The sequence below is a fragment of the Verrucomicrobiia bacterium genome, assembly GCA_019634635.1.
GTDB lineage: Bacteria > Verrucomicrobiota > Verrucomicrobiia > Limisphaerales > UBA9464 > UBA9464.
Genome location: JAHCBB010000005.1, coordinates 188,878 through 204,026 on the forward strand (window position 1 = coordinate 188,878; position 15,149 = coordinate 204,026).

Sequence of the window (15,149 nt, forward strand, 5' to 3'; positions counted from 1 at the left end):
TGCGATTCATGGTTCACACGGGCGCTGGTGCGGCGCGGCGGGAGAGGAAGCCCGCCACCGCCGTCTCGGCCAGCAGCAGGGCCAACGTGGCTGCCAGAAACCAGCGCCACAACTTCTGCCGGCCTTCGGCGGTGACGCTGTCCGGACGCTGCGGTGCCGCCGCCGGGGTGGTCCGGACGCCTGCCGCAGAACCGTTCGCGCCCGCCGGGACCCCAAGGCGTTCGAGCTCGTCGGCCGCCAGCGGTGGAGTCCGACCTTCCGCGGGATCAAGGTTGACCGCCACCACCCGCGCCGGGCCACCCGAACCCAACGTGTACAGGCCCGGGAGCGCCGTCTCGGTGAAGCCCTGTGCCGTTTCGGGGAAGGGATGGGCGGTGCCGTCCGGTCCGATCACCTGGGTCCCCCCGGAAATTCCGGAGCCCCAGGCGGAGCGCGGGATGGCATCCCCGACGGTGAAGGAGCCCGACGGCGGCGCGACCACGCCCGCCAACTCCAGCAGGGAGAAGATCCATGGAACGAATTTGCTGGAGAGCGCGAACTGGCTGTCGCCGGGGTTCCACCCGGAAGTCAGCAGCAGCAGCCGACCCGTTCCCGAGGCCGCCGGGACTTCCACGAGTGCGGGATCCCCGCGGTCGAATCGTGCCACGACCCGCGCTCCGGGGATCCCGGCGACATCCAACCGCCGGTGCTTCCAGAAATGCAGCCGCGTGAAGTCGTTGAACCGCGGGTCGGCAAACGGAGCGAACAGCGGATGCCGGAACTCGATCTCCGCAAGCATGGCATAGCCTGCCGGGCTGGCTTCAGACACGCTCAGTGAGGATTGATTCAGGACCGGGGCCAGCGACGCCAGGGCCGCGGCGGACCTGGGGGCCGCGAGGACCGTCCGCCCGTCCGCCACAGCGGCACGCAACGCGTCGGCCACCGCGACATCCACCGTGTCGGTGACGACGATCAACCGGAAGTCCTCCCAGTCGCCCGGGGCCGGAACAGCGGTCGGCGGTCGGGCGACCACCTCCACGGTCATGCGTGGGGTCGCCGGAAGGGCGCGCTGCAAAAAGTAAAGCGGCTCGCGAACCTCCGATGCCGCCTCCGGCCCCAGGTAGAGGATCCGGCTCCGGATTGCACCGGGCGGTGCCGTGAACACGGTGTTGTCGAACGGCTCGGCGTCGCCCTGCAGCACCAGGCGGTCCGCCCGCAGCGCCGGTTCTGGAGACGGCACAGCCACCACACGGCTTTGTCCCGGGGGCACGTACACTTCAATGGCCGGCGTCACAAACTCGCGTCCGTCAGGTCCGGCCCAGCCGACCTGGAAGCGTTCCTCCCGGGCGTCGGAGGAATTGCCGACACGAACGCGGACCGCACCGTCGTCGGGCCCTGGGCCTCCCGAAGCCTCACCCACGGGATTCAGGGAGGCATTGCCGGCGCGCTTCGGAAGCACCGCGGACAACACGACTTCGATGCCCTTCGGCCACTCGTAGGCCTGAAGGGTGTCCAGCCGGCTGCCCTCCTGCAGATCGCTGATCACGATGATCCGGCCCTGCTCGGATACCACCCCGGCATCCCGCTCAACCAGCGCATCGGCGGCCTGGATAAGCGCAGCGCCCAGTTGCGTGGAGCCCCAGCCTGGACGCACGGTCTCCAAGGCTCGCGCGACCAGGTCGGGCCGCTCTCCCGGGACCGCCGCGGACCATGCATCGAACCCAACCCGCCGGACCACCGTCCGGTCAAAAGTGAACACGGCCACGGTGTCCATGGGATCCGCCGCACGCACGAGGGCCTCGAGGCGTTCGCGGGCCGCGTCCCAGGCTCCGTCGCGTTGCATGCTTGCACTGGTGTCGAGCAACACCACCCGGGGGGATCCGGTGGCGGCGGACGCCGGGGCTGCCGTGGCGTCCTTGAGGAACGGTCTGGCAAACCCAAAGGCCAGGAGGCCGAGCGCGAGGCACCGCAGTGCCAGCAGCAGCAGATCCTCCAGCCGGCTCCGGCGTGTCAGCCGCGGCGGCGTGGGCTGAAGGAACATCAGCGAGCTGAAACGGGTCCGTTGTCGCGTGGTCCGGCGGATGAGATGAAAGATCACCGGCAGTGCGAGCGCCGCGCCGCCCAACAGAAACCATGGCGCAAGAAAGCTCATGCAGTCCCTCCGCCTCCCCGCATGGCGGCCCCGCGATGACGGAGCGGACGCCGCCGCACGCGCTCCTGGAGGAAGGCGTGCAACACCCCCTCCAGGGGTGCGTCCGTGCGGACCCGGTGATGTCCGACGCCGAGCCGCTGGCAGACTTCGCGCAATCCGGCGGCATGTGCCTCCCAGCGTTGCCGGTAGGTGGCGCGCGCAGCCACGGGGTCCACGAACAGCGTCCGATCGGTCTCCGCATCCTGAAACACCGATGGCTGATCAAACCCAAACTCCAGTTCCGCTGGATCCGACACCGCAAACACCAGCACCTCGTGGCCGAAAGCGGTCAGCGCGCTGAGGCTGCTCTCGAGTCGGTCCAACGGCGCAAGAAAATCGGACACCAGGACCAGCAGGCCCCGCTTCCGGACGATTTCCGCCAGCCGTTTCAACGGGGCGGACAGGTCGGTGGACCGCCCGCCTGCGGGTTGCTCCAGGGCGAGCATCAGGTGTCGGAGCTGGCCTGGACGATGCCGTGCCGGCAGGTACTCGCGGATGCGGTCATCGAACGACAGGAGTCCGATGGCGTCGCCCTGGAGGTGGAGGAAGTAGGCGAGCGTGGCCGCAAGCGTCGCGGCATATTGCGCCTTGGTGTACCCCAAAGTGCCGAAGTCCATGGACCGGCTCTGGTCCACCGCCAGGTGGCACCGCAGGTTGGTCTCGTCCTCGAACTTCTTCAGGAAATACCGGTCGCTGCGGGCATAGACCCGCCAGTCGAGATGCCGGAGGTCATCGCCGGAGGTGTACTGGCGGTACTCGGTGAATTCGACCGAGAAGCCGTGGTAGGGACTGCGGTGCAGGCCGCTTCGAAAACCCTCCACCACCGCGCGGGCGCGAAGCTCGAGGTTCCGGATCCCCATCAGGGCCTCGGCGCTGACGAACGAACCACGGCCCCCGGGGGAACGCTGATGGGCGGCCATCATCACCTCAGCCGGGCAGGGGGCTTTTTACGGTCTCGAGCAGGCGCCCAATGATGTCCTCAACCCGCACCCCCTCGGCTTCGGCCCGGTAGTTCAGCAGGATGCGATGCCGGAGCGTCGGCAGCGCAAGCAACCGGACGTCCTCGGCGGTGACGTGGGCGCGTCCCTGAAGCAGGGCGCGAGCCTTGGCACCGAGGATCAGGAACTGTCCGGCACGGGTGCCGGCGCCCCAGGTGACCCAGTCGTTGATGTAGTCCGGTGTCCCGGGCTGCCGGGGGCGCGAGGCGGCGGCGAGGGTCACGGCATGACGCACCAATTCGGCGGCCACCGGGACCTGACGCACCAGTCCGTGAAACGCAAGGACGTCCTCCCCACTGAACAACGGTTCAATGGCGGCCGCTTTCCCGGAGGTCGTCTCGGTCACCACGCGCACCTCGTCGTCGGCCGGCAGGTACTCCATCACCACGTTGAACATGAACCGGTCCAACTGGGCCTCGGGCAGCGGATAGGTGCCCTCCATCTCCACGGGGTTCTGCGTGGCGAGCACAAAAAAGGGTTCGGGCAGCGCGTGGCGGACGCCCGCCGCGGTGACCTGGTGTTCCTGCATCGCTTCCAGCAGCGCGGCCTGCGTTTTGGGCGGCGTGCGGTTGATCTCGTCGGCAAGGATCATGTGGGCGAACACCGGCCCCTTCACGAAGGTGAGGCGGCGCTCGCCCGCTCCCTCCTGCAGAATCTCCGTCCCGGTGATGTCGGCGGGCATGAGATCCGGGGTGAATTGGATGCGCCGGAAGTCGAGATGGAAGATCCGGGCGATGGATTTCACGAGGAGGGTCTTGGCGAGGCCCGGCGCCCCTGTGATCAGGCAGTGCCCGCCGGCAAACAGGGCCACCAGAATCTGCTCGATGACCTCCCGCTGACCGATGATCACCTTGCCCAGTTCGGACTCGATCCGGGCGCGTCCGGAGGTGAGGCGGGCCACGGCTTCGCGGTCGGACTGGGGCGCAGGGGGGACGGCGGAGGGCGGGGCGTCGGGTGTGGAGGAGGTGAAACTCATGGAAAAATGGGGACCGGGATCTCAGTGGGTCATGACGTAGAACACGATGTTGATGCCCAGGGGATAGGCGATCTTCTCCGAAAAGTTGTGGAAGTAGTAGTCGTCCTCGCCCTCGCGCTCCCAGCCGTCGCCATTGTCCGTGTTGTGCGTGGCCAGGACCATCAGGCGGCCTTTGTCGTCGGTGATCCCCCGGTGGTGCACCTCCCGGGCGTCCGAACGTTCCCACGTCACACCGGTGTACTGGCTCCGGACGCCCAGGCCGACATTCGGCACCTGTCCCTTTTCCTGGATCTCAAAGACACAGTGGTACAGCGGATGGTCGAGCGGCAGTTCCGCAAACGACCGGTCCGGGAACACCCGCTTCATCTTCGCCTCGCAGTTCGCCCACTCGTTCTCGCCCCAGAAGTCATCCAGCATCAGGAAGCCGCCGTTCAACAGATAGTCCCGCAGTGCCGCGGCTTCGGCCTCGCTGAGATCCAGGCCGCCGGGTTCGACGATGTAGATGAAGGGGTACTGGGCGAGGTCGGGGTCGGTGAGCCGCAGGATTCGCCCGTCGGGGTCCACCTTCATCGAGGTCATCTGCTGGAGCCGGTAGGACAGGTTCAAGTCGCTGTCCGGAAGGTCGGTGTCCCAGCCCCCGCGTCCGCCCCAGCCCCGCGAGTCATAAACGATCCGCGCGAAGGTGAAGACGTCGTGCTCGAATCCGGGCGCGTTGGTCCACATCGGGGTGCCCGTGCTGTGCGAGGGCACTTCGCGTGCGGTCCGCTCGCGCCCGGTCGCGCCCCCCTCCCATCCCCAACCGCGTCCGCCACGCCGCTGCGCCAGCGCCCAGCCCGAGGCCAGCACCAGTCCCGCAAGCAGGGCGAGTCCCCACGTGCCACGCAACGTCCGTTCGACCGGGCGGCGCCCGCCGGAGGATGGGGACGTGGGGCTCATCGCATCAATGGGTCAACGTGTAGAACACGATGTTCACTCCGAGAGGGTAGGCGATCTTTTCGGAGAAGGTGTGAAAATAATAGTCGTCCTCGCCCTCGCGCTCCCAGCCGTCGGCGGTGTCGGTGTTGTGCAGGGCGAGCACCATCAGTCGTCCCCGGTCGTCGGCGATGCCGCGGTGGTGAACCGTGCGTACATCGCCGTCGTGGTTCGTCTCCCACGTCACCCCGGTTTCCCGGCTGCGGATGCCGAGGCGCACGTTCGCCACCTGGGCCTTGGACGTGATGGTGAACACGCCGTGATAGACCGGATGATCCAGCGGCAATTCGAAGAAGCTGCGTTCGGGAAACACCCGCTTCATCATCGTCTCGCAATTGGCCCACTCGCTGTCGCCCCAGAAGTCGTCCATCAACAGAAACCCACCGTTCAGCAGATGCCTGCGGAGCGCCTCCGCCTCGGGCGCGGTGAGGTGGAGGGCGCCGGGCGCCGAGACGAACAGGAACGGATGCAGGGCAAGGTCCGGATCCGTGAGGCGGATGAGGCGCCCGTCGGGATCCACCCGCATCGAGGTCATCTGCTGGATCCGGAACGACAGGTTGAGATCACTGTCCGGCAGGTCGGTGGTCCAGCCGCCGCCCCCCCATCGGCGCGAGGCCGGGTCCTTGTCGTAACGCACCCGCGCAAACGTGAAGACGTCGTGCTCGAACCCCGGCGCATTGGTCCACACCGGCGTGCCGGTGCTGCGACTGCCCACGTCGCGCGCGGTCCGGATGGATTCCGGGACGTCAATCTCCCCGCCACCAAGAAACCCGCGCTGCGCGAGCCCGGTGAAACCCGAGGCCGCCACCATCGCCAGGCCCAGCAGAAGCGTCACGATCCTCATGGGTGCACGGGTTCCCCCGACACCGGCGTGCGCTGCAGGCTCAGCAGCAACCGGAGCGCCTCGCGATTTCGTGGGGCGTCCTCGAGGGACGCCAGCAGCTCCTGACGAGCGCCCGGCTGCCCGGCCGCGTCCAGAGCCCGTGCCAGGCGGAAGCGGACATCGGCCGGATTGGGCGGATCGAGGTTCAGCAGGGTTCGCAGCGGCGCAATCGCACCGGCCGGCGTTCCCGCCGCCTCCGCGGCGCGCGCCAGGGTCCGGTAGGGGGCGGGCACCAGGGGCTGCACCGCCAGGAACCGGCGGGCGGCCAGTGCGGCCTGATCCCAGTCGCCGGCCTCCTCCGCCAGCTCCATCAGGCGAAGGCACTCCTCGGAGGCGGTGGCGTCCTCAAGAATCACGGCCGCCAGCAACGCACGCTCGGCGGCGGTTTCGCCCAGGGACCGGTACACCCGGGCGAGCAGCCGCCCCGCACTGCCGGGGCCGGATTGCCCGGGAAAGAGCGCCCGCAGCGTTTGCAACGGCTCGCGGGCCCCGTCCCAGTCACCGGCGGCGATCCGGGAGGCGGCGCGCTCCGACAAGTCCCAGAAGTTCGTGGGGCCGGACTGGATCCAATCCCGGCGCGCGGCGTCTCCCGCCAGCGGGTTTCCACCCGGGGGTTTGTCCCACGCCAGTCCCGGAGCCAGTCCCCGTGCCTGTTCGCGGGCGTACGCTTCGAAGGCCGGCTCCAATGCCGCCAGCGGGGCGACACGGCGTTCAAGGAGGGTGTTGATCTCCCCGCCCCCGCCAAGGTCCTCCAGCAGTTGAACGACCGCTTCGTGCCCGTACCGCTCCACCAGGAAGTCCACCAGCAGGCCCGCCTCGAAATACGCAAACTGCAGGTGCAGGGGCGACTTCGGCATCAGGAACGCAGCGCTCAGACGGCCCACGGGCGTCAGTTCACCGCCGAGGATCATCTCGCGGTATCGCGGCTTCAGCGGCTGGCCCCACGTGGGATCCTCCTGACGCTCCTCATGCACCGACAGCCCCTCGCTGAACCAGCGGGGCATCCGGTTGCGGGTCTTCTGCAACGTGACCACGTGACAATATTCGTGCCACAGCACCGCCTCCCAGTTGACGGGGTCGGCGGATTGCGTCGCCGGACTGTTCGCCGTGATCACCCGGCCAAAGCAGACGCCGAGATACCCCGGATTCTCCGGCATGCCGAACGTGCGCACGCCAAAATCCTTCTGCTGATGGAAGATCTCCACCAGGGTGGGTTCCTCGAGCGTGACGTCGTATTTGGGCACCAAAGTGGCGCGGGCGCGCTCCAGGAGTTCCAGCACCCGGGCGCCATACACGGCCGCCTCCGGCGCATGCATGCGCACGATGAAGTGCTCGTTGGTGAGCGTGGTGAACTGCGACAGCACCTCGTGGAGGGTCACCAGGTTGTAGGCCGCGACGTCGTAGGCGTCCCGCCGGTGCACGGCCTCCACCAGCCGCCAGCCTTCCTCCTCCTCGCCCAGCCGCAGAAGGTCGCTGGCCAGCTGGGCACTGGCGGGCAGATAAGCGGGGTCCATGGACAATGCCCGTCGTTGTAACGCGGCTCCCTCCGCAAACCGGTATTTCTGGGACAGTTTTTTGCCGATCAGGTGGTCCACCCGGGGATTGTTGGTCCAGTGGCGCAGTCCGGTGGCCCGGGCTTCCTCCTCCGCTGCGCTGTCGTGGCGCAGATGCGCCATCACCGCAAACAGCGCCCAGGCGTCGGGATGCACCGGATTCACGGCCACCACCTGTCCCAGCAGATTGGAGGTGCCGGCATAGTCTTCCCCGTCGAGCCCGTGCTCGGCCAGCGACAGCAGACTGGGCACGTGGCGCGGATTCAGCTTCAGTGCCGTCTCCAGCGCGGTGACCATTTCCGCCCGGTCGCTGCCGGCAAACGCACGGGCACGACCCCAATGGAGGTCCGGATCCTCCGGCAGCTGCTTCAGCCCCTCATCGAACACGCGACCGGCCAGCGCGAAGTCGCTTTTCTCCAGCGCCAGCTCGCCGCGCGCCAGGTAGGCGTCGCGCAGCGCGGGGTCCGCCTGCGACGCCGGCAGGTAGATTTTTTCCAGCACCTGCTTGGGATCAATGCCCAAGGCCAGCGCCGAGCGACCGAAGATCACCAGGCTCGCCGGGTCCCGATACGAGTACACCCGGGAACCCACCAGTTGCTGGATTTCCTCCAGCATTTCTGCCGCCCGGACCTGATCGCCGTTCGCCTGGAAGGCCTCACGGGCCATCCAGCGAAGCCGGATGCTCCGGGCATTGGACGGCAGGGCATTCGTGGCAGCCCGCCACGCCTCAGGGGCGCGTCCAACGTCCAACAACGTCTGGATCTGGAGCAGTCGCCATTCTTCGCTTCGCTCCCCCGCCGCAATGGCCTGCTCACACGCGCGGATCACCTGGTCGTACTTTCCTTCGAGGCGCCACTGTCGCGCGTCAGACACCTCAGCCGCTTGTCCGGGGCCGCCGATCACCAGGAAGGCCAGCGCGCACATCCACCGCCAGCAGCGGCGACGTTCGCCGCGGCAGTGGTCCGGGCGGTCGAGGGCTTTGGGGAGGGGATTCACCGGAAAATAATGGGCCTCAGCTCCGCGAAATCTCAAGGCCCGGGAGATGCAACTCCGGAAGCCCGGGCCGCCCCCGGTGCCCGCGGTCTGGGAACGCAGGGGGTGTCCGTCACCGGAGCACCCCCCGCGCTCCCGTCCAACCCGTCACGAGCAGGACCAATCGGGCGGTCGCGTTGTGGGGAGCGACCTGCCGGTGGAAAGACTCACCCACCCCGGGGGCCGGTTACAGAAATCCTGCCGTGGCCCCAAGGATTTGTGCAGCGGCCGGCACAAACTTCTGGTTTTCGTGCTCGCCCGCGCGCCGCCAGTCGCCTTCGCTCGGGGTTCATGAGGCGCATCCTGACGCTCCTTTGCTGGACGGTGGGGGTCGTCGTCGCCAGTGCGGACGACCCCAAGCCGCTGTCCGTGCGCGACCGCGCCATGGCGGCCTGGAGGGCGGGCAACCACACCAATGCCATCGCCCTGACCACGGAGGTCCTCACCGCCGAGCCCAAGGACTCGAGGATGTGGCATCTGCGGGGACAGATGCGATCGCTCACGGGCGACCGGCAGGGCGCCGCGGACGACTTCACCGAGGCGCTGCGGCTGACCCCGGGATCCCCATCGCTGCATCAGGAGCGTGCGATCGTGCGTTTCTTTCTGGGGCAACTCACCGGGGCCGTCGCGGACTTTGACCGCGCCAACGAACTGGACCCGGCCGCCGCCCCGCGGAACTGGCAGCGGGGACTGGCGTTGTTTTACGCCAAGCGCTACGACGACGGCCGGAAACAGTTTGAAATCCATCGCACGGTCAACCCCAATGATGTTGAGAACGCGGTCTGGCACTATGCGTGCGTCGCCCGGACCGAAGGCCTCGAGGCCGCCCGGGCGCAGTTGATGCCGATCCGCGGAGACAGCCGTATTCCGATGGCGGAGGTCCACGATCTGTTTGCGGGAACCGGGGATGAAGAGGACGTGCTGGAAGCGGCCCGGGAGGCGTCCGGTGGCGCCCGGGAACGGAGAATGGCCCGGTTCTACGCCCAGCTCTACCTCGGCTTGTACCGGGACCTTCACGGCAACAAGGATTCCGCATTGGACGCCATGCGCGAGGCCGTCGTCCTCGCCCTGCCCCAGGATTACATGGGGGAGGTTGCCCGGATTCATCTCCGGGAGCTGGAGCCGCCGAAGGCCAACGCCGAATCCCCGGACCCGTCCGCTCCCAAGATTTCCCCATGACGTCACCCACCCCCAGCGATCCCGGCGCCCCCGATCCCCATGTCCGCAAGACGGGCCAGCCATGGCCCAAGCGATTCACGTTCACCCCGGACGGGAACATGAGCTTCGTCAAGCACGAGGACGCGCGTCGCCGTCCGACCCGCGGGCCGCGACGCGATGGTCCTCGAGGTTGGGGCGGTGGGGGGGCAGGTCCCGGGACGGGGCCGCGGCCCGCTGGAGGGCGTCCCGAGCGGGGTCCCTGGAGACCAGAGGGCGCAGTGGGCCCCGGGCGTGCGGACGTTCGTGGACCTGCCGGCAGGGATCCCCGGGACCCATCGCGTGGAAGCGGGCGGGGGCGCGGACGCGATGAGAGCCCGGCATCGCGCCGGCCAGGGGCGGCTGGAGGCAAGCCGGGTCCATGGACCTCCCCGTCGTCCCAGCGGACCTTTGGTGCGCCCGGCCGCCCCCAATTTCAGGCCTCCTATCGCCGCCCCTCGACACCCGATCGCCCGGAGCGTGGCGGGGACGACTTCAGGGGTCCGCCGGGCCGGCCGACGGACCGATTCCGCAGCCCGCGGACCCAGCGGCCGGAGGAGCGATCGCGTCGGGATTTCGGCCCCGGGCATCACCCCGGACCTTCGGATCCTGCCGCCCGACCGGACCGGCGCCGTGGACAGGCACCGGTTCGAAGGACGGCGGGAGTGGGGTCCCCAGAGGAGGAGATCCCGGCGCGTCGTGAGGATCTCGCTGCCAGGATCGTGGAGCGCGCGACGTCGAAAATCGCCGCGGATCTGCTGCTTCGCCAGACCCTCTCGCGCCGTCGTCAGTTAAGTCGTGCCGATGGCGCGTGGATCAGCCGGGCGGTGTTCAGCACGTTTCGCTGGCAGGGCTGGCTCGATCCCAAGGCCCCGGTCGGGGAGCGGATCACGCAGGCCCTGGCCCTTGCGGACGACTTTGCCGCCGCACCGGGGCGCTTCGCCGATGACGAGCTGGCGGCGCGCGCGATTCCGTCGTGGGTGGTGGGGGAGTTTCCGGTGACGCCGGAGTGGGTGCGCTCGCTCCAGAGCGAGCCCGTGCTGTGGCTTCGGGCCCGCGCCGGGATGCGTGAGACGGTGGCTGCTCGGCTCCAGTTCTGCGAGGTGGCTCCGGTTGCCGCGTTTCCGGACGCGCTCCGATACGACGGCCAGGAGGACCTGTATCGCGAGGAACTGTTCCAATCGGGTGCCTTCGAAATCCAGGACATCGCCTCCCAGGCGGTGAGCCTCCTCTGCGCGCCGCAGCCGGGGGAAACCTGGTGGGATGCCTGCGCGGGCGAGGGTGGGAAGACCCTGCATCTCTCCGAGCTCATGGGAGGCAAGGGACTGATCTGGTCGAGCGACCGCGCGGCATGGCGGTTGAACCGGCTGAAGCAGCGCGCTGGCAGGGCTGGATGCTTCAACTATCGCAGCGTTGCCTGGAATGGCGGGGCGCGACCGCCGACCCGCACGCAGTTCGACGGGGTCCTCCTGGATGCCCCATGCACCGGACTCGGCACGTGGGGGCGCAATCCGCACGCACGTTGGACGACCGGGCCGGGAGACGTTCGCGAGCTGGCGGTGGTTCAGCAGGACCTCCTGGAACACGTGGCCCCCTCGGTCCGGCCCGGTGGCCGCCTGATCTACGCCGTCTGCACGCTCACCCCCGAGGAAACCCACGCAATTGCTGCGGCGTTCACCGGGCGGCATCCGGAGTTTGAGGTCCTCCCATTGCCGCATCCGTTCGCCCCGGATTCGCCGGCGGCCCCGACACGCACCCTCTGGCCCCAGGAAACCGGCGGCAACGGGATGTTCGTTGCGGCCTGGCGTCGCCTTGCAGAGCCGGCGCCGGGCGCAGCGTGACGACCGTCAGGCGTCCGCAAGATCCCACCCGGGAACCGGCTCCGCATCCAGCGGCGTGGGCGGCACGCCCAATTCGATCTGGCGCGCGGCCAGCACGCCGACCATGGCGGCGTTGTCGGTGCAGAATTGCGGCTGGGCGATCCGGAGGATGATCCCGTGGCGGGCGCAGCGATCCGCGAGGGCTTTTCGGAGTCCCGAGTTGCACGACACGCCACCACTGGCCGTGATGCAGCGCCGCCGCTGCCGGCGCGCGGCCCGGACTGTTTTTTCAGCCAGCACCTCGACAATCGCCGCCTGGATGGCGGCGCACAGGTTGCGTTGGGATTCCGGATCATCGGCCAGGCCCGGATGACGCTCCAGCAGGTAGCGCACGCTGGTCTTGAGGCCGCTGAAGCTGAAGTCGTCGTTGTCTTCGGACAGCAGGGGCCGTGGAAAGGCGAACGCCCCGGGATCTCCCACCGCCGCGAGGCGGTCCACGAGGGGACCGCCCGGGTAGGGCAAGCCGAGCAGCTTGGCGGTCTTGTCGAAGCATTCGCCCGCGGCGTCATCGAGGGTGCCGCCCAGCACCCGGTGTGTGCGGTCGGACGCCACCTCGACGAGCAGGGTGTGTCCGCCACTGACGATGAGGGACACGTTGGGTTCCAACGCCTCCCATTCGGCCCGCGGCGGGGAGCCGGTGATCCAGGGGGAGTAGAGGTGGGCCTGGTGGTGATGGATGCCGAACAAGGGACGGTTCAGGGCGAACGCCAGGGCCGCGGCGGTGGTGAACCCGGCCCGCAACGCCGCGGGCAATCCCGGCCCGCGGGTCGCCGCGACCGCGCTCACCTGGTCCATGGCAGCCCCGGCCTGGTCGAGGGCGGCGCGGCAGACCGGAAGGAGGTGCTTCAGATGCTCCCGGGTCGCCAGTTCGGGAACCACCCCGCCGTATTCGGCGTGCAGGTGCACCTGGGAGGACACCACCGTGGACAACACCCGGCCCGACGCGACCACGGCGGCACTGGTCTCGTCGCAGGAGGTCTCGATCGCCAGGACCATCCGCGGTGGTTCAGCGCACTTCCCCGGGCAGACCCGCCTCCGCGCCCTCCCCGGACACGGGCCCGGTGCGGCGTCCGTAAAGGGTCAGGCCCTTGAGCAGGTCGCGGGCCCGTTCCCGCTGGGCGTCGCGCCGTTCGGCCACGAGGGCGTGCAACCGCTCCTGCCGTTCGGCAGGGAACGCCTTCAGCGCCAGTTCCAGATTGGCCTCGCCCCCGGGGAGCCGGGCCAGCTGGATGGCGATCTCCTCGTCCTCGGACAGCGGGACGATCACGTCGGGGGTGATCCCCTGGCCGTGGATCACCTTCAGGCTCGGGGTGTAGTACTTCGCGGTGGTCAGGCGCAGCGCGGAACCGTCGGGGAGCGGCATCACGCTTTGCACCGAACCCTTGCCAAAACTTTGCTCGCCGACCACGACGGCCCGCTTCAGGTCCTGGAGGGCTCCCGACACGATCTCCGACGCGCTGGCGCTGCCTCCGTTGATCAGGATGGCCATGGGCAGCTTTTCGCTGATGCGCTTGCGTCCGCCCCCGGACGCCCGCCGTTCCACGTCGTTCGCCGGGTTGCGCCCGCGGGTGGAGACAATGGGCTTGCCCTTCTCGACAAACTTCTCGCTGACGGCCACCGCCTGGTCGAGCAATCCCCCGGGATTGCCCCGAAGGTCCAGGATCAGCGCCTTCATTCCCTGGCGCTCGAGCTTCTGAAGGGCCTCCTCCAATTCCTCGGCCGTCCGCTCGCCGAACTGGGTCAGGCGGATATAGCCCACCTTGGAGTCGTCGAGGGGAAATTCCCGCCGGTTGTTGATGTCCTTGGCCGTGTGGACCTGGATCCGCTGACGGGTCAGGGGGAAATCAAGGAGTTGCTCCGTCCCAGGCCGTTCCACCGATACCGTGACCTTGGTCCGGGGCACGCCGCGCAACAACTTGACGGCATCGCCGACGGTCATGCCGTCGGTGGACTTCCCGTCAATTTTCGCAATCCGGTCCCCGGCCATGATGCCGGCCTCGAAGGCGGGGGTGTCCTCCATCGGGGCCACGACGAACAACTGGTCGTCCCGCTGGGAGACCTGCATGCCGACCCCGCTGAACTGGCCTTCGGTGTCCTCCTTCAGCTCGTCAAAGGCGACCGGCTCCATGAACTCACTGTGCGGGTCCAGCGAGTTCAGCATGCCCCGCAGGGCGCCGTGGACGAGTTCCTCGTACGTCAGCTTGTCGCCGTCGGCATAGTCGCGTCGGACGCGCTCCAGCACCCGCGAAAACAGCTCCAGCTGCTCGTAGGCGTCGTCCGCCTTGTCCTTGGCGGCGCTGGCCTCGAAGACCTGGGAGCCGATGAAGACATAACCTCCGAGGCAGGCGACAAAGGCGGCGTAGAGCAGGCGTTGCTTCATGAGAGGCTGCCCGTGGCAGCGGGGAAAGCCTATCCGGGAAGGACCCGGCCTGCAACCCGCCCACGGGCCCGCCCGCCAGCGGTTTGCCGGTGGGAATTCACCACCAGAGGTAGTTGGGGTCCACCGGACGCGACATCCAGCTGGGGTCGTAGTTCAAGGGAAACATGAACAGGGCCACGTGGCCGTCGCCGTACATCATGTTCCATCCCCGCTTGCCACGATTGTTGTGCCAGACGCTCTTGGCCCTGGACTGGGCGTTGACGCGGCCATCGCCGGCATCCCGGGACCCGTGCCAGGGCCAGTCGCCCTGGATGATCTTGTTGACCGGGCTGCGCGCGATCTCACTCGTTTTGATCGGCTGCCCCTCCCGGCTGGTGCGCGGCGCCTTGGAATCGCCGGTGACATGTTTGACCCCGAACCAGTCGAGCGCCCACATGGGCAGGTAGCTGTTGCCCCAGGCGGCAAAGCAGTTGGGCCGGGATTCATTGGGCCAGTAGCTGTCGCCCTTGTCCGACGGGCAGTGGAAGGCCTGGACCGCCGGCACGTACCGGTTGAGGGGCCGGTTCGTCTCGCCGACGCTGTCGTGGACAATGGCACGGCCGTTGGTCCGGATCATGCCGCCGACCGTCGCCCAGTCCCCATGAACGGGATAAAGATCGGCGTTGTCATCGGCGTACATGTGGTAGCCGAGATATTGCTGCTTCTGATTGCTCACGCAGCGGATCGCCTGGGCCTTCACCTTGGACCGGGCCAGCGCGGGCAGCAGCATCCCGGCCAGGATCGCGATGATGGCGATGACCACGAGCAGTTCAATCAGCGTGAAGCCGGGGCGGCCAGGGGAGGCACCCGGGAGCGCCTGGAGGGGAGTCGTCTTCATGAGCCTGAGGGAATTCTCGAACGGAGATAACAGCTCCCCCGGCGTCCGGCAATCCCGATCGCCCCGCCTCGCGATCGGACGGTCAGGATTGGGGAACAGCTCCCGGGGTTGCGGGGACAGCGCCCCGACGCATCCGGTCCGCGGTTCAGTTGGCGGCGCTGCTTCAGCCGGTGCCTTGACAATGAGATCGCGCGCGGGAAGGGGTTGGCATCACCTGCGGCCGGTCCCGCCTGA

General features: G+C 68.4%; 11 protein-coding genes. 2 read left to right on the top strand and 9 right to left on the bottom strand.

What is annotated here, in order from left to right:
• Positions 1–13: 13 nt before the first annotated feature.
• The 6 genes from KF791_05415 to KF791_05440 all read right to left on the bottom strand — a co-directional run bounded on the left by KF791_05415 (position 14) and on the right by KF791_05440 (position 8,548).
• Complete coding sequence (locus KF791_05415) at positions 14–2,131, bottom strand: BatA domain-containing protein (protein ID MBX3732013.1); 2,118 nt, start codon at positions 2,129–2,131, stop codon at positions 14–16.
• Complete coding sequence (locus KF791_05420) at positions 2,128–3,030, bottom strand: DUF58 domain-containing protein (protein MBX3732014.1); 903 nt, start codon at positions 3,028–3,030, stop codon at positions 2,128–2,130. Before KF791_05420 ends, KF791_05415 begins: the two co-directional genes overlap by 4 nt.
• Before the next feature lie 67 nt (positions 3,031–3,097).
• Complete coding sequence (locus KF791_05425; protein MBX3732015.1) at positions 3,098–4,144, bottom strand: AAA family ATPase; 1,047 nt, start codon at positions 4,142–4,144, stop codon at positions 3,098–3,100.
• A 21-nt stretch (positions 4,145–4,165) separates the two neighbouring features.
• Positions 4,166–5,080, bottom strand: a complete 915-nt coding sequence (locus tag KF791_05430; protein MBX3732016.1) for a DUF4159 domain-containing protein — start codon at positions 5,078–5,080, stop codon at positions 4,166–4,168.
• Positions 5,081–5,084: 4 nt separating this feature from the next.
• Positions 5,085–5,960 (bottom strand): DUF4159 domain-containing protein, encoded by an 876-nt coding sequence (locus KF791_05435; GenBank protein ID MBX3732017.1) that lies wholly within the window; start codon positions 5,958–5,960, stop codon positions 5,085–5,087.
• Positions 5,957–8,548, bottom strand: a complete 2,592-nt coding sequence (locus tag KF791_05440; GenBank protein ID MBX3732018.1) for a hypothetical protein — start codon at positions 8,546–8,548, stop codon at positions 5,957–5,959. Before KF791_05440 ends, KF791_05435 begins: the two co-directional genes overlap by 4 nt.
• Positions 8,549–8,875: 327 nt before the next feature.
• Here KF791_05440 and KF791_05445 point away from each other — a divergent pair, with 327 nt between their 5' ends.
• The gene (locus KF791_05445; protein ID MBX3732019.1) at positions 8,876–9,763 is read left to right on the top strand and encodes a tetratricopeptide repeat protein; all 888 of its coding nucleotides are present in this window, start codon (positions 8,876–8,878) and stop codon (positions 9,761–9,763) included.
• A 98-nt stretch (positions 9,764–9,861) separates the two neighbouring features.
• Complete coding sequence (locus KF791_05450) at positions 9,862–11,619, top strand: hypothetical protein (protein ID MBX3732020.1); 1,758 nt, start codon at positions 9,862–9,864, stop codon at positions 11,617–11,619.
• Positions 11,620–11,625: 6 nt separating this feature from the next.
• Here KF791_05450 and tsaD read toward each other — a convergent pair whose 3' ends face one another.
• The 3 genes from tsaD to KF791_05465 all read right to left on the bottom strand — a co-directional run bounded on the left by tsaD (position 11,626) and on the right by KF791_05465 (position 14,915).
• A complete protein-coding gene (gene tsaD / locus KF791_05455; GenBank protein ID MBX3732021.1) occupies positions 11,626–12,654 on the bottom strand; it encodes a tRNA (adenosine(37)-N6)-threonylcarbamoyltransferase complex transferase subunit TsaD in 1,029 nt (342 codons plus the stop codon).
• Between the two features lie 10 nt (positions 12,655–12,664).
• Positions 12,665–14,038 carry a S41 family peptidase gene (locus KF791_05460; GenBank protein MBX3732022.1) on the bottom strand — a complete coding sequence of 458 codons (1,374 nt, stop codon included), beginning with the start codon at positions 14,036–14,038 and terminating at the stop codon, positions 12,665–12,667.
• A 97-nt stretch (positions 14,039–14,135) separates the two neighbouring features.
• Entirely contained in the window at positions 14,136–14,915 is a 780-nt protein-coding gene (locus KF791_05465) for a type II secretion system protein (GenBank protein ID MBX3732023.1), read from the bottom strand.
• Between the last annotated feature and the right edge of the window lie 234 nt (positions 14,916–15,149).

Coding starts and splice junctions, on each gene's coding strand:
- KF791_05415 (MBX3732013.1), bottom strand. CDS start 2,131: ATGAGCTTTCTTGCGCCATGGTTTCTGTTGGGCGGCGCGGCGCTCGCA.
- KF791_05420 (MBX3732014.1), bottom strand. CDS start 3,030: ATGGGGATCCGGAACCTCGAGCTTCGCGCCCGCGCGGTGGTGGAGGGT.
- KF791_05425 (MBX3732015.1), bottom strand. CDS start 4,144: ATGAGTTTCACCTCCTCCACACCCGACGCCCCGCCCTCCGCCGTCCCC.
- KF791_05430 (MBX3732016.1), bottom strand. CDS start 5,080: ATGAGCCCCACGTCCCCATCCTCCGGCGGGCGCCGCCCGGTCGAACGG.
- KF791_05435 (MBX3732017.1), bottom strand. CDS start 5,960: ATGAGGATCGTGACGCTTCTGCTGGGCCTGGCGATGGTGGCGGCCTCG.
- KF791_05445 (MBX3732019.1), top strand. CDS start 8,876: ATGAGGCGCATCCTGACGCTCCTTTGCTGGACGGTGGGGGTCGTCGTC.
- KF791_05450 (MBX3732020.1), top strand. CDS start 9,862: ATGAGCTTCGTCAAGCACGAGGACGCGCGTCGCCGTCCGACCCGCGGG.
- tsaD (MBX3732021.1), bottom strand. CDS start 12,654: ATGGTCCTGGCGATCGAGACCTCCTGCGACGAGACCAGTGCCGCCGTG.
- KF791_05460 (MBX3732022.1), bottom strand. CDS start 14,038: ATGAAGCAACGCCTGCTCTACGCCGCCTTTGTCGCCTGCCTCGGAGGT.
- KF791_05465 (MBX3732023.1), bottom strand. CDS start 14,915: ATGAAGACGACTCCCCTCCAGGCGCTCCCGGGTGCCTCCCCTGGCCGC.